This is a genomic window from Sphingopyxis sp. MWB1, assembly GCF_000763945.1.
In the GTDB taxonomy this organism is placed as follows: domain Bacteria; phylum Pseudomonadota; class Alphaproteobacteria; order Sphingomonadales; family Sphingomonadaceae; genus Sphingopyxis.
In genome coordinates this window covers 1222497-1243483 of sequence record NZ_JQFJ01000002.1, presented here as the reverse complement: position 1 = coordinate 1243483, position 20987 = coordinate 1222497, and the positions used below count along the sequence as shown (strand labels likewise).

The window sequence follows — 20987 nt, the reverse complement described above, 5'->3', positions numbered from 1 at the left end:
TGCTTTCGCGTTATTTTTAAGCGGAGGTGGAATATGACCGGTCCCAAGCTGTCCAGTTTCAACCTGAGCAATGGTACCGGGCCATTTGCGCCAGATCAGACAAATGGCGGCGTCACGACGGAAGTGCTCGCCATCGTTGGGAACGGAGCCTCTTATAGCAGCGGGCGTTTGCACCTTCCTGCAGGAACCTCTCTGGATGCCGGCGCTGCGGGAATAACCCTTCCCACTGATCCCGATCCGGCCTTGACCCAGACGCCAGCTTCCTGTGCTCTCGTCTGGACGGGCATTTTGCCCAGCGAGGAAGTGGTCCTGGTTTCTCTCTATAAATGGGAGCAGGCGCGTTTTGCGCTCTACTCGCATTGGGAGCCGGGGAAGCTGCGGCTGAATATCGAGCGAAATGGCAATAGCGCCATGATTGACAGCATAGGGGGGATTTCTACCACGCAGGAATGCCGGATAGAGGTTCGCTGGGATGATGACGAAGGCGGTCCGGGCGGCACCATCACTTTTCTCGTCGACGGCATTGTGCATGGCAGTCCCCATTCGCTAGGTTTCAAGCTGCGGATCACCCCGGATTGTCGGCTGGAATGCAATGCGTCGCTTGGCAATACAGCCAATTCGGGAGCTCAGCAGCTTAGCCAGATTCAGCTTCGCCTTGGCGTCAGCGATGATCCCACTCCTCCCGATCCCGGCGATCTGACGGTATATGGCGAGCCTGGAACGCGCTTTCCTCTCAACCTCGATATGGAGGGGGCGAGCGGTGATTATGATCTGACGATCGCTTCTGATCTTTCTCTCGTACGCAGAGATATCGATGCCGTACCGAAAATGGTCGGAACGGCGTATATCTTTTCTCAAGTGGCATCCTCTTATGACCCTGTCCAAACCAACGGCGGGGTGACGGTCAATAATCTGGATATGATCGGGACGGGAGCGTCCTATGGCAATGGTCGGCTTCAATTGCAGGCAGGTACCTATTTGTCTGCTCATGAACTGGGGATATCTCTCCCGACGACAGCAGATCCGGCTACGAGCCAGGCGCCCCGGGTGATTGTTGCGAGGTTCAAGGGCATTCTTCCTCAGCATGGCGCTCCTTTAGTTTCCTTATATCATTATGCGCATGCGCAATTTTCTCTTCATGGCTATTGGCAACCAGGACGGGTAAAGTTGCTTGTGGAGCGTGATGGGCAGACAGCGACGCTCTACAGCGTCGCGGGACTCTCCAACAGCATAGAGGAAGATGTTGCCGTCCGATATGAGGATGATCCTCAAGGACCGGGCGGAACGGTGACTTTCTTGCGCGGCGGCTCGCCCTTTGGCCCTTCTCAAACGCTTCCATTCAAGCCACGCGTTACCCCGGAAGCCATTTTCGAATGCAATGCGTCGCTCGACAATGTTTCCAATTCGGTCGACCTTGAAGTCAGGGAAGTTTCTCTCGAACTTGAGCAGTTAGCGCAAGGCGACACTTTTACGCCGATATCGTCAGGGCCGATCCGTGCGTCTGATCTGGAGCGGCTCTATGTCGATGCGCTTGCTGTTCCCGTGCCGCAACCGGCCAAGACATTATCCTATTCTCCGGTCGGCGGCGGAACTCCTTCGACAGTCAATGTCATCATAGGGCCAATCGACGTTCCTGCTGGCACCGCCTATCGCGCCATATTGGAAGACTGGTCGGGGGCATCGCCGGTCGATCATGCCGATATGCTGGTGATGACCCGGCCCTCGCGGCAGAACTGCCAGTTCGAGGATCCGCTATTGCGCGCCAATCAGCCGCGGTGGATGGAATGTCTGCCGCAAGGACCTGTACCGGAAATCGCAGGCATTGCCTATTATTGTGAAGCTATTCGCACCCCGGATTATGTCCAGTTCCAGTTCGGATATGATTGGGCCCCTTCTGCCATGCCCGATAATCCCTTCGGCGATCCGACGGGCAAGGACAGCTATATGATCCCGCATAAATGGCGTATCGAGGATAAAAATGGGGTGGTCCTGGCTCATGTGGAGCGCCCTGATGGCGGGCCTCTCAACGGGACCGACATTCCTCATATTTTTGAAGGCAGCTATGACGGCTATGGGGTCGCGATCACCAGTGACAGCGACAGATGGTATCCGCATGGCACAGTGCGCGCGGGGGTCATCTGGCGGTCCCGGACGCCTACCGCTTATGATCAGGCATTCATCAATGCCAATCTTCCCCGCTATGACGTGACCATCGGTTATGCGTCGCATACCCATTATTCGAATAACGGGTTCGACGGGCGCCTGTGGGGCGGGGGCAGTTCCAATGGGTTCGGGAACACGCGGGTCATGCCCTATGAGCCGACCAGTTACGCTGCATTGACACCGCTTGTGGGCGTCACGTCCGATCCCTGGAAGGGGTCGCTTTACAATTTCACCTCGCTTGCCGCTGTGGCGTCAACCTGGCTGCGCTATACGCCCTTCAACCAATGCGGGCGGTCTCCCATTACAGGACCGGGCGGCGTCCGGGATGATCGAGCGGCTATCGCAGAGCCGGTCGGGCAGTATATCCATGACATCAGCGCGAACCGGCCGCATGATGGAAAGCCCTGGTCGGTTATCGCGCTCGACTATCTGACGGCCTATGTCAGCGATCCCTATCATGCTTTTGAGAAGGGGCGCTGTACCCCTCTGTTCAAGGGGAGTAACGCCAGCCGGGATATCGGGTTGCGCAATCATTATTATGGCTATGGCGAAGCCTCACGCCCCGCCAATCGGTCCTGGTATCTGCAAGGCGGTCGCCCCTATGCCATGGCTGACAGCTACAGTCCCTGGTTGGCGAAAGTGCCCTATGCCGGTGTAAGCAGTCGCAAGCCCTATTTCGGCACCAATGAGATTGATCTGCCGCACGCCCACCAGTTTCCGCATTGGGGGTCGCTGCTCTGGCAAACACCAGAATTTGCCTTCTTGGGACATAAGCTCAGCGACCAGGGACGCCTCTATGAAAATTGGATTCTCTCAGGGCGTTTCGGCGGCGCTTCCAACTTTGCCGAGCGCGGTGCTGCCTGGCAGTTTCTGCACTCAGCCCTGATCTGGAAATCGGCTTCGCGTACATCGGGTCGCCTTTATTCCCGCGAGGAGATTCTGGCCTTCGTCGTGCAGGATTTCGAAGCGTTCAGCGACACGCATAAAAGCGCGGTGCCTGGCTTCGACAATCCACCCTCCAATGTCATGGTCAACGGCCAGATTGACGAAGACCGGGTGGTTTATGCGGGTACGCAATATTTCGGGGTTTGCGGTTGGCGTGACGGTACGGTGCTTGCGCAGCATGACTTTTATATCGGCTATTGGCTGACGGCTTTGGGTATTGCCGAACGGATCGGCTTCAACAGCGCCGTGCGATCGGCTTCGGCCAAAGCGGGGGGCGTAATTGACTGGTTGATCGCCCAGCATCGCAAGCGGGTCGTCGGGCGGATCAACGAGGCACCACGTGCCAATCCCGGGGGAGAAGCCCCCTATATGCTTCACCTGTGGGACGAAAGCGCAATTACAGCCGCCAATGGCGATGTTGCGTCGCTGCCACAAAGCTATGCGGCAATTGCTGTGCAAAATGGCAATGCAGCGCGCTGGGACATATTTGACTATGGCGGCAGCAGCCATTCGCGCGATGGGCAAGCCATGGATCAGCTTATCGCAGGCCCATCGGTGCTGCGCATCCATTTGGGGCAGCAAGGTAGCGATCTCGCGGCGGCGGAAACAACCGCTGAAAGCTGGCGCAACGAAAAAAAGGTGGAGCAGGAGGCGCTTGGGCCCAATGGCGCCGGAACAAGCTGGTTCAAATATTTGCAGTCGGTTCATAACCCTGCAATTTCCTAGGCTCATTTCCCTGATGGTGGAAAAACTATTGGGAAGTCATTTGACGGCCCGCCTCATGTCGGTAATGGGTTGGGGCCAGCTACGCGCAGGGGCAATGAGAATATCATGACCTTACGGCTTTTACTTTTGATTTTGGCGAGCGTTTCTCTCTCTGCGCTTGCGCAACTGGCGTTGAAAATGGGGGTGTCTGCGGCCGGTGCGGGGCGCGGCGGATTGACGGGGGAGGTTGGAGGCTTTGTCCAATCTCCGCTGATCCTGCTGGGCCTGTTGCTTTATGGCCTGGGTGCGCTTCTCTGGCTTTTTGTGCTTGCCCGTGCGCCGCTTTCGCTTGCCTATCCCTTTGTCGGCATCGGCTTTATCCTCACCATGCTGGCGGGCCTGTTTCTGTTGCAGGAGGAGGTCAGCCTGGCTCGCCTTTCGGGGACGGTCCTGATCGCCATTGGCTGCGTCCTTGTTGCTCGCTCGGCCTAGACCATGCCCCTTACACATGATGGCAACAGACCGCCGCAAGCGGAAAAGTCGGTGAATGAAAAGCCTGTCCCGCTGATTGTCGATGTCGACGGCACGCTGGTCCGCGCCGACCTGTCGCTGGAGGCGCTGGTGCGGATCGCGCGGTCGGGTTTTGCGGCTCTGCTGTCGGTTCTGCTTTGGATGTGGGCTGGACGCGCCGTCACCAAGACGATGGCGGCGCGGCGCGACCGTATCGACCCCGCGCGCCTGCCCTATCGGGAGGAAATTCGGGAGATGATCCTTGCGGCGCAGGCCGAGGGGCGGCCCGTTATCCTGGCCAGCGCGAGCCATTGGCGGCATATTCGCGCCATCGCAGCGCATTTGAACCTCAGCGATCCGGTGATCGCCACCCGCGGACGGATGAATGCCAAAGGCGCCGCTAAACTCGATCGGATCCGCGAGCGGATCGGGCCGGATGCGGCCTTTGATTATATCGGGGACAGCCGCGCCGATATTTGCCTCTGGAACGCGGCGCGCCGTGCCTGGTCGGTCGGGCATCTTCCGGCGGGATCGAAGGTCGAGCGGCTGGGTGCCCATCCTGCCCCGCTCGCGCGAACCATGTGGCGGGCGATGCGCCCGCACCAATGGGCAAAGAATCTGCTGGTTCTCGTGCCTGCCTTCACGTCGGGGCTGTTTCTCCAGCCTGCTGTTTTGTTGAAAGCGGTGGAGGCCGCGCTCCTCATGTCGCTGATCGCCTCTTCCATCTATGTGATCAATGATCTGCTCGACATGGATTCGGATCGGGCGCACCGCACCAAATGGGCGCGTCCGCTGGCGTCGAGCGAATTGTCCATCCCGGCGGCGCTCGTCCTCGCTTTCGCTCTCGCAGGCGTGGGCCTCCTGGGTGGCTGGCTTCTTGCCGGGCCGATGCTCAGCCTCTGGTTGCTTGTGTATATGGTGATCACCACCGCCTATTCGGTGCGGCTCAAATCGGTATTGGTCGGCGATGCTATCGTGCTTGCGTCGCTTTATACCATCCGCCTGTGGATCGGCGCCATTGCCATTGGCGTGCCGCTCAGCTTCTGGCTGCTGCTTTTCTCGGTCTTTCTCTTTCTCAGCCTCGCCTATCTCAAACGCTATATTGAAATGCGGGATGCTGCGGATCCCGATCAATTGCTCAGCGGGCGCGGCTATGTGGGGAATGATCTGAACGTCGTCATGATGTCGGGCATTTCGGCGGGGATGGTCGCGATATTGGTGCTCGCCCTTTTCGCCAATGATCCCGAAACGGCTGCCGACTATCATAATCCCGCGCTGCTCTGGCTTCTCTGCCTGCCGCTGATTTATTGGCTGAACCGCATCTGGATGATGGCGCGGCGGGGGCAGGTGGAAGGCGATCCGGTCGCCTTTGCGATCAAGGATCGGCGCAGCCTTGGCGTGGCTGCCATCGTCGCGGGCATTTTCCTGCTGGCACTCTACGCCCCGCCCATCGCTCAGCTTGAGGCGCATTGAAACCAATGGCCGGGAAGCAAAACGACATGCGCGGCGCATCCGCTGTATCCGCCAGTGAAGGGGGAGGGGGGCGATGGCGCGATGGCTGGCTGCTGCCTTTCTGTCTCAGCCTCGCTGCCGGCCTATGCGCGACTTTCCTGTCAGGCCTCAACTTTCCGGAGCAGAATAACCGCTGGCAAATTCCGGTGGTTCTCGACTTTGCAGGATCGGCGGAGGGGCCGCATGATGAATATACGCAAAGCTTCGCCAATTTCATCAGCCTCTTCTGGATCGCCATTCGCAGCTTTACCGATGAACAGAATATCCAGACGGTCTTTGTTGCGATCCAGCTTGCCGGAAATGCGCTTTTGGCAGGCGCCATCTTCATGCTCATTCGGGCTGGCGGGCAGTCGAGCCGCCCTACCCATTGGGGCGCGGCCTGGCTTACCGCTTTTCTCTGCTTTGCCTATGGGCTGTGGGGCGCCACACCGCTTGGCTATTCGGAAATTTTCGTCACCTATGCGACCCATACCCAATATGCGATCGCGCTTGCGCTTTTCAGCTTTGCGCTGTTGATCGGGCGTCGCCCCTATATGACGGCTTTGCTGCTGGGTGTCGCGGCCAATATCAACTTGTTCATGGCCGTGTGGAGCGCGCTGGCGGCGGGGCTGGCCCTCATCGCCTTGCAGCGCCGGGCCCCCACGCGGCAGCAATTTCTCTTCTCTGCCATTTTCCTGACCATTGCCGCGCCAGTGACCCTTTGGGGCCTGACAGCGAGCGAGGGCGGCGGCGCCATTCCGGTTTCCTTCTTCCGGACATTTCTGGCGGGACATATTTACGCGCTCGATTATCCGCAGGCTTTTGTCCAGACATTCGCACTGCTGATCACGGCGACTTTGGCGATATTCTATGCTCAGGCTCAGGCAGAGCAGCGACGGCTCGCGATCGTCATGGCGGCTTGCACCGGGGTGCTCGGCATGGCGGCGGTCATGCCCTATGCTGCCGATGTTTCCCTGCTGCTTTTGCTGCACCCGCTTCGCTTTACCAGCATCCCTGTCGTGCTGGCCGCGATATGCGCGGCGTCGCTCTGCCTTGCGGCTCTGAAAGAGGATTCCGTCGGCCAAAAAGCATCGGTCTCTCTCTTCGCGGCGGCTCTGGCGCTGGCCGGTTTCATGCTCAAGCAGCCCTTGCTCAGCAGCTTCGGCTTCGCCCTTGCTATAGCGGCAGAGCATGGCCGCGCGCGGATGGGCGCTCATATCCTTGCGGCAGTCTGCGCGCTTGCCACGCTTTTGCCTGCGCCGGGCGCTGCCATCTCCGCAAAAGCGGCCCTGTCCTTCGCCATGGCAAGCGGCCTGCTGGCCCTCGTCGCTCTCCTCAAGCCCGAAGACGCCCCGCTTCGCCAGCGAGTCATCGCGATCTCGCTGGGGGCGATCGCAACAGTGCCCCTGGTGGGGACGACGCAGATGGCTGCGCCACTCGCCGCTGCCGCGATTTTGTCACTTCTGCTGCGCCGGGGACATGTCATGGGGCTTTTCGCCGCCATGGCCGCTTTCGTCCTGGTCCTGTGGGGCCTGCGCGATGATCCGCTCAACCTGGGCCTGATGGCTGGGGGAGGGGGGCTGCTCCTCCTGCTTCCCTCGATGCGCGGCCTGCACTTTGCGCCTGCCCTTGCCCGCGCCGCGTTGGTCGCCTTTGTGCCCCTCTTATGCCTCGCCGGGCTTGCCAATGGCGCGCGGCATCAATTTGCGCCCAGCCCCACCCCCGCGCAGCGCGATTTCCTCGCCGCGCAGCAATGGGCCCGTGCCAACACGCCGCGCGATGCGGTTTTTCTTCCTGTCGGAATGGAGCAGGGCTTCGCGCTTTTTTCGCGCCGCCCCATATGGTGGGAGCAGTCGCAGGGCGCCGCCGTCCTGTGGCAGCCGAGCTTTCTCCCGACATGGGAAGCGCGCAAACGGGCGTTGGAACAGGCGACCACCGCTGACGCCATAGAGCGTCTCGCCCGCCGCGAAGCCATATCCTATCTGGTCGTTCCCCTTGGCCAAATGGAATCATTTTCCCAGGCGAAGCCGATCTATACCAATGACCATGTCGCCATCCTCGATGTGGCTGCGCGGGTTCCGGACACAAGGTCTGTGCACGATAGAGTTTTCTCCTCCTGTCCATTTTCGGGGAGGAGCCGTCATTCCTGCAAGTCGCGCAAATCTGTATCTATCGGTCTGGGCTAGTCACAAGGGACAGACTGTTCTCGCTTCGCACGATCCCCTGGCTGCGATCCCCGCTTTCGCAGTTGGTCCGGAAGGAAATGTCAGGCCCGTTGCGGCACCGGCCCATGGTCGATTGCGCCTTTCTTTTGGGCGGATGCTCGCTGGAAAATAAAGAATCCTCTCCGGTAAGCTTTTGATAATATTTGGCGGGCTACCAGATAGAGGCTTGATTCTATTGCCTCTTTCGATAGGTTTGAATTCACGCAAAATGTTATCCAGTCTTTGATCGCAAGTCATTTGGCTGGTTTTGGTTGCGCGAGGCTGATCGCGCAGGCGTTTGGGCAAGGTCCATCGGGCCGCTGAGCCCCGATGCCAAGAGGGGGCAGGATGACCAATCACGCCATCTTCACGACCAACCTGCAGCTGGCGCTGTCCTTGCCGGCCACTGCGGGGTCTCCCACGCTTTTCGTCCCCAAATAATCCCACTCTTCCCATTGCCTGACCCCCAGCCTCGCCGTTCCGGCGGGCCCCCTTGCGTTCGAGGATATGCCATGACCCCCCAATGCCCCCGCCGCCGCTCGTCATCCATTCGCCCCACGCTGCTGGCGGGAGGGTCGCTGGCGGTTGCGCTTTCCCTCATGCTGCCGACCGGGGCGCGGGCAGAGGATCGCTATTGGGATGCGAATGGGACCGGGGTCGGATCGGGCGGATCGGGCACATGGAATCTGTCCAACCTCAACTGGAGCCCGAATGGCGACGGCGTCAGCGGACCTTTTGTCGAGCCATGGGACAATGGCGGGCTGGACAATGCTATATTTGGGGGAGCGGCAGGGACGGTCACGCTGGGCGGGCCTGTCACGGTGGACAATATCACCTTCAGTTCGGCAGGCTATGTGCTCAACGGCAGCACGCTGACGCTGGGCGGTCCGGGTGCGACGATCACCGCCAATGCCGGAGACACGACGATCAACAGCGCGATCGCGGGCAGCAACGGGCTGACCAAGGCGGGCAATGGCTCGCTGATCCTCAATGGTGCGAACAGCTTTGCCGGCGACATACGGCTCAATGCCGGCAGCCTTTATGCGGCACAGGATGCGGCATTGGGAGCCGTCGGCAATAATATTCTCACCGCCGCCGGGGCCTCGGTCCGCTTGTCGATCGGGGGCGCGGGCAGCGCGCGCACTGTCACGATCGGCGATGGCGGCACGCTGAACCTCGAAGGGACCGGGGGCGGCGCGCTGCGGATAAGGGGCAATGGCTCGGTATCGGTCGCTCCGCGCGACGTCACGCTGAGCAATGATATGAGCGATTATACCGGGCGCACGACCTTTGTCGGCTGCAACGGCGTGTGCACGACGAGCTTCACGTCGATCGGCAATCTTGGGGAGGCCAGCTCGCTGGGCGCACCGGTGACGGTGGCGGACGGCACGATTGTCTTCAACCAGTCGAGCCAATATAGCGACAATGTCGTCTATCTGGGCAGCGGCGACAGTTCCAACCGCAATTGGGATATCAATGGCAATGCTGCCTATATCCGGAACCGTGGCAGCGGCACGCTGGAAATCACTGGCGACATTGATGTTTCGAGCCGGGCCTTCTTTACGGCGGAAACCGCCGATGTTCATCTGCTCGGCGTTCTGAGCGGCGGCGATTATGTCTTTGAGGCCTCGGCGGGACGGTTTGTCCGGCTGGGCATGGCCAACAGCTTTACGGGCGCCGCGCAGCTCACGGGCGAGGTGCGGCTGGGCAAATTGGCCGATACAGGCAGCGCCAGTTCGCTCGGCACCGGATCGATCATCAACCTCAACGCCGGAAGCTTAAGCTATTCTGGCAGCGGCGATACGAGCAACCGTGACTGGCTGGTCAATGGCGCAAATGCGATCCGCAACGATGGCAGCGGCGCGCTGCATCTTTCCGGAGCGCTGGTGTTCGACAGCAGCAACCCGAACCCGGACCGATTGACGCTGGGTGGCAGTTTCGGCGGAAGCAATATTTTTGCCGGACCGATTTCCGGCGATGGCGATCTGGTGATGGATGGGGTCGGCACCTGGGTGCTGTCGGGCGCGAACAGTCAAAAGGGGCTGGTGACGGTCAACAATGGCACGCTGCGTGCAGGCGCGGCGGGTGCTTTTGGCGCGGCGACGGGTTTTGTCATGAACGGAGGAAGGCTTGACCTTGGCGGCTTTGCTCTCACTGCGTCTTCGCTGTCCGGCAACGCCGGTGTCGTGGATGTTTCGGGCACGACGCTGACGGTAAAGGCCGCCACGGCCCAGATTTTTGGCGGACATCTCACTGGAAACGGAGGGCTGACCAAGGAAGGCGCCGGAACACTGACGCTGACGAGCGCGAACAGCTATACGGGGACAACCACGGTTGCGGGCGGCAAACTGGCACTCGATTTTTCGGGAAGCGGCGGCGCTGTTTCGGACATTATCGCTTCTGCATCGCAGCTTGCCCTTTCGGGCGGCATCGTCGAACTTCTTGGCGCGGGCGGCGAAGCGAACAGCCAGGCCTTCAGCGGTGTATCGGTCAATGCGGGCAATAATATTGTGCGCGCGATCGAAGGTTCCGGCGGCAGCATCAGCGTGCATCTGGGCGCGATCAGCCGCACCGGCGGGCTGGTCAATTTCGTGCTTCCGGGAAGCGGCGCCTTTACCACCAGCAATGCCGATGGCCGCCTGGGGGGATGGGCAACGATCAACGGTGCGGATTACGCCAAGGTTGCGGGAGGGGAGATTGTCGCTCTCGACGCAGCGGACTATGCCTATAAAGATGATGCCCAGAATTGGGTGACCGGCGATATTGTGAGCGACGCCGGCGGCGCGGCCAACTCGCCCTTTTTCGGGACCGTCAACAGCGACCTGACGCTGGATGGCCTCTTGTATAGCGCTGCGGCCAATTCGGCGGTGACCATCGATCCGGCAGCCACCCTCGGCATTGATGGAACCATCATCGTCGCGCCCAGCACCGGTTCGGCCAATCAGACGCTGACAGGCGGACAGGTGACGAGCGGACCGGCGGGCGGAACCGTGGGGATTCAGCATAATGGCGGCGGCACTTTCACCCTGTCCTCCTCCATCGTTGACAGCGGCGGCACAACCGCCTTTGTAAAGGGTGGCGCGGGCCGCCTGCATCTGGGCAATGCGAACAGCTATACCGGATCGACAACCTTGTCGGGCGGTACGCTGCGTATCGGACGAGTGGAAAATGGCGGCGTTGCGTCGTCGCTTGGCGCATCCTCGGCCGCATCGGACAATCTGGTTCTGGAAAGCGGCATCCTCGAATATACGGGCGGCAGCGTCTCCAGCGACCGGGGTTTCACCCTCGTCAACGGCGGCGCGATGCGCACGATCCATGTTTCCAGTGCTGCCGCCGATCTGATGTTTTCAGGCCTGGTCACCAGCCCCGACGATGCCGGCTTTACAAAGGCGGGAGCGGGAACATTGACGCTCGCTCACGCTGCCAATGACTATATCGGGGCGACAGCAATTACCGGCGGCACGCTGGCGGTGAATGTTCTGGGCGACGGAGGAAGCGCCAGCGGGATCGGTGCGGCGAGCAGTGCCTCTTCCAATCTTATCCTCAGGGATGGCGGCCAATTGCGCTACCTTGGAGCAACGACCAGCAGCGACCGCGGCTTCACGCTCGCCAATGGCCAGGGGCAGATCGACGTGGCCGCGGCCGGGACGACCCTGACGCTCAGCGGCGTCGCGACAGGTGCGGGCAGTCTTGTCAAAAATGGCGAGGGCCGGTTGATCCTGTCGGGGGCCAATGATTTCACCGGCGATACGATCATCAACGCCGGGGTGCTACAGGCGGGGTCGGCAAATGCTTTCGGCCCGCTCCGGCGCTATATGACGATCAACAGCGGCGCGACGCTCGACCTTGGCGGTTATGATATCAGCCTTGCGTCGATCATCGGGGGCGGCACCGTCGATCTGGGCGGGCAAACGCTGACGACGGCAGGTGGACCCGGCACCTTTACAGGCCGGATCACCGGCAGCGGCGGCTTTACGCGCATGGGCGGCTATACACAGGTCTTCACCGGATGCGGCAATGATTATACCGGGGTGACGACAATTGCCGGGGCCCTGTCCATCGACTGCATTGCCAATGGTGGTCAGGCCAGCGGCATCGGGGCTTCAAGCGCCGATTCGGCCAATCTCGTCATGGCGGGCGGCGGGCTTTTTTATCAGGGCGCTTCGGCTTCAACCGATCGCGGCATGATCTTCACCGCGGCGAGCACGCTCAGCGTGGTTGATCCGGCGGCTACGCTTGAATTTTCAGGGGCGGTCGTGAACAATCGTCAACTCCGCAAACAGGGGGCGGGGACGCTGCTGCTGTCGGGAAACAATGTCGATCTGACGGGCTCGCTGCGAATTATGGACGGGACCTTGCGGGCGGGTTCGACCAACAGTTTCGGCACCGGCTGGATCACCTTTGACGATGTCGCGGGCACAACGCTCGACCTTGGAGGCTTTGACAATAGTGTCGGCTATCTCACGGGCGGCGGTGCGTTCGGCGGGAACGTCCGCCTTGATGGCGCGACGCTGACGATTGCCGTTGGTTCCACCTTTGCCGGCGCAAATTATGCCGGGGTGATCAGCGGCAATGGCGGACTGGTCAAGGATGGGAACCGCATACAGCAATTGTCGGGATGCGCGAGCAGCTATGATGGGCCCACGATCATCAGCGGGGGGACGCTTGCCGTTGCCTGCCTCGACAATGGCGGGACGCTCAGTTCCATCGGGGCGTCTTCGGCTGACGCCGCCAATCTCGTGCTCAACGGCGGCACGCTGCAATATATAGGGGCGGGAGGCAGCACCGACCGGCGCTTCACTCTCGGGGCATCGGCTTCGAGCAAGATAGAGGCTTCGGGAACGGGGGCGATCGCTTTCACCGACAGTGGCGACATTGCATTTGCCGCACCCGACACAGCGCAGACGCTGACGCTGGGCGGCACGAACAGCGACAATAATATTCTGGCGGGCCGTATCACCAATAATGGCGCGGGCGTGACCCGTCTGACAAAGACCGATCAGGGCACCTGGGTTCTGATCAATTCCGACAGCAGCTATACCGGCATCACTACGATCAGCGGGGGCGTTCTGGCGGTCGACAAGCTGGCGAATGGCGGTCTGGTCAGCAGCATCGGCGCATCATCCGCCGCGGCTTCAAATCTGGTGATCGGTAATGGGTCCACCCTGCGCTATACCGGCGCGGGCGATACCACCGACCGTCTTTTCACCCTGTCCGCCGGGGTGACCTTTATCGAATCGTCGGGCACCGGCGCTATTGTCTTCACCGACACCGGCCCTGTCACGCTTGCAGGGAATAATCAGGCGCGCACGATCGCGCTTGGCGGCACCAACATGGGCCAGAACAGGCTGGCCGGGTCGATCGGCAACGCCGGGACGGGGGTTACGTCACTCGCCAAAAATGACAGCGGTACCTGGGTCCTCACCGGAAACAACAGTTATAGCGGCTCGACAAATATCAATGGCGGAACCTTGTTCATCGGCGGTGGCGGAACGTCGGGTTCCATCGTCAGCGCGACCGTCAACAATTTCGGCACGCTGGGCTTCAACCGCAGCAACAGTCTCACCTATACCGGGCAGATTGTCGGGACCGGCGCCTTGTTGCAGGCGGGCAGCGGCACGACCATCCTGACGGGCAGCAACAGCTATTCGGGCGGCACGACGATCAGCGGCGGCACGCTGCAGCTTGGCAATGGCGGTGCATCGGGCAGCATCGTCGGCGATGTTGTCAACAATGGCCAACTTCGCTTCAACCGGAATAATGACTATAATTTCACCGGCCTCATATCGGGGAGCGGCGCGGTCGTTCAGGCGGGCAGCGGCACGACCATCCTGACGGGCGCCAATAGCTATGCGGGTGGCACGACGGTCAGCGGCGGCGTGCTGCGCGTCGCCAGTGACGGCAATCTGGGGGCCGCCAGCGGCGGGCTGAGCTTTGACGGCGGAACGCTCAACACCACCGGCAGCTTTGCCTCGGCAAGGGCAGTGAATCTGGTGGGCGCGGGAGGTATCGCAACCGACGCGGGCACGGCATTGACCCTGAACGGCGTGGTCACGGGGGCAGGGCATCTGACCAAGAGCGGCGACGGCGCGTTGATATTGGCTGGCGACAATGATTATGCCGGCGGCACGACCATTGCCGCCGGGATATTGCAGGTCGGCAATGGCGGCGCGGCGGGCAGCGTTGCGGGCGATATCCTCAACAACGGGTCGCTGCTGTTCAACCGGGATGGCACGCTGGACGGGCTGGGCACGATCAGCGGCACCGGATCGGTGACGCAGGCGGGGCCGGGCACCACCATATTGACGGGCGCCAACAGCTATGACGGCGCAACCAGCGTGAACGCCGGGCGCTTGCTGATCAACGGCGATCAGTCGGCCGCGACGGGGCTGACCAATGTGGCTTCGGGCGCGGCGCTCGGCGGCACGGGGATCATCGGCGGCAGCGTGGTGATCGCCGATGGCGCAAGTCTTGCTGCGGGCAGCGATGGTGTGGGCACGCTCACCATCAATGGCAATCTTGCGCTTGGCAACACGTCACAGCTTGGCTTTGAATTTGGTCAGGCGAATGTACCGGGCGGGCCGCTCAACGACCTTATAAACGTCGGGGGTGATCTGACCCTCGACGGTGTGGTCAATGTCTCGGTCCCCGCAGGCGGCAGCTTCGGTCCCGGCATTTATCGCATGTTCAACTATGCAGGCGCGCTTACCGACAAGGGGCTCGTGCTGGGCACCATGCCGGCGGGCAGCGATGCCTTTGTGCAGACGGTGGTTCCGGGCCAGGTGAATCTCGCCAATGCGGCCGGTTTGACGCTCAATTTCTGGGATGGAGCAGGGCAGCCGAAGAATGACAGTGTCATTCAGGGCGGCGACGGTTTCTGGCGCCTGAACGACGGCATGAATAACTGGACCGATGGCGGCGGCGGAGTGAATGCCGATTATGCGCAGGACAGTTTTGTCATTTTCCAGGGGACAGGCGGCACCGTCACAATCGACAATGGCGGCGGTAATATCCTGTCATCGGGAATGCAGTTCGCCAGCGACAATTATGTCATCACTGGCGATGCGCTGACGCTGACGGGGGGCGAGGCCTTCATCCGCGTGGGGGACGGCGGAGCGGCTGATATCGGCCTTTCCGCGACCATCGCTGCCGAGGTGACGGGGGCTGCGCGGCTGGTGAAGACCGACGGGGGGCGGCTGATCCTTTCGGCTGTGAACAGCTATACGGGCGGCACCGCGGTCAACGGCGGCACGCTGGTGGTTTCAGCCGATGCCAATCTCGGCGCGGCGACCGGCGCGTTAAGCTTTGACGGGGGCACGCTGCATAGCATTGCCAGCTTTGCATCGACGCGCGTCGTCGATTTGGCGGGTTCGGGCACATTCCAAGCCGATGGCGGCACGCTTCTGGCGCTCAGCGGCGCGATGGGCGGCGCTGGCGCCTTGACGAAGAAGGGCGCCGGGACGCTCCAGATTCTGACGGACGCCAGCTATGGCGGCGGAACGACGATCGACGAGGGGACCCTCCGGCTGGGGAATGGCGGCGCCAGCGGGTCGATTGTCGGCGATATTGTCAATCATGGCACGCTTCATGTCGACCGTGGCAATGCCTGGACTTTTGCCGGAACGATCAGCGGCAGCGGAGCCTTGTTCAAGGACGGCACGGGCACGATGACGCTGACCGCCGACAGCAGCTATACGGACGGCACGACGATCAGCATGGGGGAGCTACGGCTCGGTGATGGGGGGACCGCGGGTTCCATCGTCGGGGATGTCGTCAATGACGGCACGCTCAGTTTCCACCGGGCCGATGCGATCGCTTTTGCCGGATTGGTCAGTGGCACTGGCTCGCTGGTCCAGATGGGGGCCGGAACGACGCAGCTTGCGGCAAATAACAGCTATGCGGGGGCTACGCGCGTCGAGGCGGGCACCTTGCTCATCAACGGCGACCAGAGCGGCGCTGCTGGCCTGACCAGCGTGAGCAGCGCTGCCACACTGGGCGGAACTGGAGTTATCGGCGGGGATGTCATCCTTGCCGATGGCGCGGCTCTTGCTCCCGGCGCGGACGGGCCGGGAACCTTGGCCATCAAGGGCAGCCTCAGCCTTTCGGGCGGCAGCGCGCTGCAATATGACTTCGGTCAGTCGGCGGTGGTTGGCGGGCCGCTCAACGATCTGGTCACAGTCGATGGCGATCTGGTGCTGGACGGGACCATTCATGTCACCGATAGCGGTGGCGGCAGTTTTGCGCCGGGTCTCTATCGCGCGATCAACTATGGCGGAACGCTGACCAATAACGGGCTGGTCCTTGGCACGGTCCCGCCGGGCACCGACTTTTATGTGCAGACATCGGTGGCCAATCAGGTGAATCTGATCAACACCGATGGTCTGGCGCTGCGCTTCTGGGATGGTGCAGCCGGCGGGCGCAACGATGGCGCTATCACAGGCGGCGACGGCATCTGGCAAAATGCGTCGGGCAATGACAATTGGACACTCGCCGACGGCGCGATCAACGCGCCCTTCCTCGACAATGCCTTTGCCGTCTTTTCGGGAGTTTCGGGGACGGTAAGCGTGGACAACAGCCTTGACGCCACCCGCGCCACGGGCATGCAGTTCGCGGTGGATGGCTATCGTCTCACCGGCGACGATCTGACGCTGACCGGCGCCGAAGTCCTGGTCCGCGTCGGCGATGGCACGGCGGCGGGCGTTGGATATGGCGCCGTTATCGCCAATGCGCTCGCCGGCGACAGCAAGCTGGTCAAGGCGGACCTTGGCACGCTGACCCTGAGCGGGGCCAACAGCTATACGGGCGGCACGCGGATTGATGCAGGCACGCTGCGCATCTCCAGCGATAGCAATCTGGGCGACGCCGCGGGTGGGTTGAGTCTGAACGGCGGAAGGCTTCATACCACCGCCGATTTGCATTCGAACCGGGCTGTCGAACTGGCCGGGAGCGGGGCATTCCACACCGACACTGGAACGATATTGACGCTTGCCGGCAATATGGCGGGCGCGGGCGGTTTCACCAAAAGCGGCGACGGCGATCTGATATTGTCGGGAACCGGCGATTTTGGCGGCGATGTGGCGGTGACGGGCGGACGGCTGTTCGTCAATGGGGACCAATCGGCAGCCACTGGCCATTATACTGTCGGTTCCGGTACGACCCTCGGCGGCGTTGGCGTGATCGGCGGCGATGTAGCGGTTGCCGATGGGGCACGCCTGTCCGCAGGGGTGGACGACGTCGGCACGCTGACCATCAACGGATCGCTCACCCTGTCTGGCGCGTCGCGGCTCGATTACGCCTTTGGCGCGGCGAATGTCGCGGGCGGAGCGCTGAACGATCTGGTGACGGTCGGCGGCGATCTCATGCTCGACGGGGTAATTGACGTCAGTATTCCTGCTGGCGGCAGCTTTGGGCCCGGCGTCTATCGCATTTTCGACTATGCGGGGGCGCTGACCGACAAAGGGCTGGCGCTGGGCACCATGCCCACGGGAAGCAGCATGTCGGTCCAGACGTCGATCAACGGACAGGTTAATCTGGTCAATAGCGCCGGGCTGACCCTCAGCTTCTGGGACGGTGCCGCCGGACCCAAGAATGACGGGATTATTCAGGGCGGCGACGGCATCTGGCGCGCTGGCGGCGGCTCGGACAACTGGACCGACATGACGGGTACGCCCAACGCCGATTATGCGCAGGGCAGTTTTGCCATTTTCCAGGGGACGGGGGGTAATGTCCTCGTCGACAATAGCGGCGGCGACATTTTGGCGAGCGGACTGCAATTTGCCAGTGACGGCTATGTTGTCGAAGGCGATGGGCTGACGCTGACAGCGCCAGACGCGATTGTGCAGGTGGGCGACGGCAGCGTCGCTGGCGCCAGCTATACCGCGACGATCAGCAGCGCGATCACCGGCACCAGCCGGTTGGTCAAGACGGATGCGGGCACGCTCATCCTGACCGGCGTCAACAGCTATACTGGCGGTACGGCCATTCACGGCGGGATAGTGCGTGTCGCTGCCGACGAGAATCTTGGCATGGCTGCTGGTGGTTTGAGCCTGAATGGCGGTACGCTCCACAGCGTCGCCGACATGACATCAGACCGCAGCGTCGACCTGGCGGGGACGGGCGTGTTCCTGACCGACGATGGCACGACATTGACGCTTACTGGCGCGGCAACGGGGCCGGGTGCGCTGGTAAAGCGCGGCAATGGCACGCTGATTCTCGGCGGCAATGGTCAATATGCGGGCGGGACGCAGGTCGCGCAGGGCCTGTTGCTCGTCAACGGCGATCATGGCGCCGCGACAGGCGATATGCGGGTGAATGGCGGTGGGCGCCTTGGCGGCACCGGCATCATCGGCGGCAATGTCATGCTGGATGATGGCGCGGTTCTGACCCCCGGTGCGGGCGGCGCAGGGACGCTGACGATCAATGGCGATCTGTCGCTCTCGGCCGGCACTCTCCTCGCCTATGATCTTGGCGCGGCGAATGTTGCGGGCGGCGCGCTCAACGATCTGGTCCATGTGGGCGGTGACCTGACTCTGGACGGAAGGCTGGACGTTACCGTTTCGGCGGGCGGCGCCTTTGATGTGGGGGTGTATCGCCTCTTCAACTATACGGGCGCGCTCACGGATAATGGACTGACGCTGGGGTCGCTTCCTGCGGGCGGCAATATGGCCGTTCAGACCTCGATTGCGGGGCAGGTCAATCTCGTCAACAGCGCGGGGCTCACGCTGCGCTTCTGGGACGGCGCAGCCGGTCCGAAAAATGACAGCGTCCTCAACGGCGGCGACGGCATCTGGCAAAATGGTCTTGGGAATGACAATTGGACCGACGCGAGCGGTGCGTTGAACGCCGCCTATAGCGACGGGGCGTTCGCCATCTTCGGCGGGGCGCCGGGAACGGTGACGGTGGATAGCAGCCTGGGGCAGGTCTTGGCCGCCGGGATGCAATTTACGGTCGATGGCTATCGCATTGCGGGGGACGCCATCACCCTCACCCTGGAGGATAGCATCATTCGCGTGGGCGACGGCAGCAGCGCTGGCGCAGAGCTCACGGCGACCATCGATGCGGCGCTTTCGGGCGATGCGCGGCTTATCAAGACCGATGCGGGCAAGCTGGTGCTCACCGGCACCAACAGCTATTCGGGCGGCACCGTCATTCAGGGCGGAACGCTGGAAATCGGCGCGGACACGCATTTGGGCGCCGCGGATGGGGCGCTTTCCTTCGAAGACGGCACATTGGCCATCCGCGCCGATATGGCGAGCGAACGCGACTTCATCGTCTCGGGCACGGGAACGCTGACGACCGCGAACGACACATTATTCCGTTATGACGGTTTGCTGTCGGGTTCGGGCGCGCTGACCAAGGCGGGCGGCGGAACGCTGGTTATGACCAGCGACAATAGCGGCTTTGACGGAAGCATGACGGTCTCGTCGGGAACGCTGGTGGCTTCGGGCCTGCTGGGAGGAACGCTCCGCGTCGATACGGCCGGGCGACTGGAGGGAACGGGAAGCGTGGGCGATCTCACCAACGCCGGGATTGTGGCGCCGGGGGACGATTCCTTCGGAACGCTCACCGTCGGCGGTAACTATGCAGGCGCAGGCGGTTCGCTGGAAATCGAAGTCGCGCTGGGCGGCGATGAGTCCCAAAGTGATCGCTTGCATATCATGGGCAGCGCATCGGGCACCACGCAGATTGACGTCATCAATCGCGGTGGGCTGGGCGCGCAGACGATTGAGGGCATCAAGATTGTCGAACTGTCGGGTGACAGCGCAGCAGATAGCTTTACCCTGAAGGGAGATTATCTGATCGAGGGAAGCCCGGCGGTCATCGCCGGAGCCTATGGATATCGTCTATATCAGGGGGGCGTTTCGACCCCGGCTGATGGCGACTGGTATCTGCGCTCGGCGCTTCTCAATGGCAAAAATGAACCTCAGGGGCCGCTCTATCAGCCCGGTGTACCGGTTTACGAAGGCTATACCGCAACCCTCCAGATGCTCAATCAATTGGGCACGCTGCAGCAGCGGGTCGGCAATCGCCAATGGTCGGGCTTCACCCGGGGCGGCATTGGCATGTGGGGCCGCATGGACAGCGGCCGCGACCGGAGCGACGCCCTGTTCTCGACCAGCAAGACCAGCCTGCAGGCGGACAATTGGTCGCTTCAGGCCGGACTCGACAAAGCCTTGCTGGATATCAGCGCAGGGACGCTTATCGCCGGGGTGAATGCCAGCTATGGCGAAGCGGACGGGCGATCGCGGTCTGCCTTTGGCGACGGTGCGATCAACGCGCGGGGCCTCGGTCTTGGCGCCACGCTGACATGGTATGATGCTACCGGCTTTTATGCCGATGCGCAGGGACGGGCGAGTTGGTATCGCAGCGATCTCGATTCCGCGATCATCGGCAAGCTTGCCGATAATAATCGCGGCTCGGGCGAAGCTTTCAGCCTGGAGATGGGCAAGCGGGCGGCGCTGGGCCATGGGATAGCCGTTACGCCGCAGGTGCAGATGAGCTATTCCAACGTCCGTTTCGACAGCTTTGTCGATCCGCATGAGGCCGTAGCGACAGCGCGCAAGGGCGACAGCCTGAAAAGCCGCTGGGGCCTCGCGCTCGATTATCAGAGCTCCGAAGCGGTTGAAGAAGGGGCGGGAAAGACCCACCTCTATGGTGTCGTCAACCTCAGCTATGAATGGCTGGAAGGCACGGCTGTGGATGTATCCGGCATCCTGTTGGAACGCCGCACCGATCGCCTTTGGGGCTCCTTCGGCCTCGGCGGAAGTCATGCCTGGGATGACGGACGCTTTACGCTCTACACCGAGTTGACGGCGCATAGTGCGGTGAGGAATTTCGGGGACAGCTACAGGCTAAGCGGTACGGCAGGCTTCAGAATGGCCTTTTAGAGGCTATCGGTTCTTCATAAAAGCCGGAGGTCACTCTGGCCTTTGGCGCCCAGCAAGAACCGCTAGGCCCAAGCCGAATCAA

At 61.8% G+C, this 20987-nt stretch carries 5 protein-coding genes; all 5 read left to right on the top strand.

Annotation, left to right across the window (positions count from 1 at the left end):
* The first annotated feature begins 33 nt into the window (after positions 1 to 33).
* The 5 genes from JV18_RS0106530 to JV18_RS15205 all read left to right on the top strand — a co-directional run bounded on the left by JV18_RS0106530 (position 34) and on the right by JV18_RS15205 (position 20905).
* The gene (locus tag JV18_RS0106530; RefSeq protein WP_052071785.1) at positions 34 to 3834 is read left to right on the top strand and encodes a hypothetical protein; all 3801 of its coding nucleotides are present in this window, start codon (positions 34 to 36) and stop codon (positions 3832 to 3834) included.
* Between the two features lie 105 nt (positions 3835 to 3939).
* Positions 3940 to 4305: a hypothetical protein gene (locus JV18_RS0106525; protein WP_033073882.1), complete on the top strand. Its 366-nt coding sequence runs from the start codon at positions 3940 to 3942 to the stop codon at positions 4303 to 4305.
* 51 nt (positions 4306 to 4356) lie between these two features.
* Entirely contained in the window at positions 4357 to 5796 is a 1440-nt protein-coding gene (locus tag JV18_RS0106520) for a UbiA family prenyltransferase (protein ID WP_033073881.1), read from the top strand.
* Between the two features lie 26 nt (positions 5797 to 5822).
* The gene (locus JV18_RS0106515; RefSeq protein WP_144243881.1) at positions 5823 to 8000 is read left to right on the top strand and encodes a hypothetical protein; all 2178 of its coding nucleotides are present in this window, start codon (positions 5823 to 5825) and stop codon (positions 7998 to 8000) included.
* A gap of 530 nt (positions 8001 to 8530) precedes the next feature.
* The gene (locus tag JV18_RS15205) at positions 8531 to 20905 is read left to right on the top strand and encodes an autotransporter-associated beta strand repeat-containing protein (RefSeq protein WP_052071784.1); all 12375 of its coding nucleotides are present in this window, start codon (positions 8531 to 8533) and stop codon (positions 20903 to 20905) included.
* Positions 20906 to 20987: the final 82 nt, after the last annotated feature.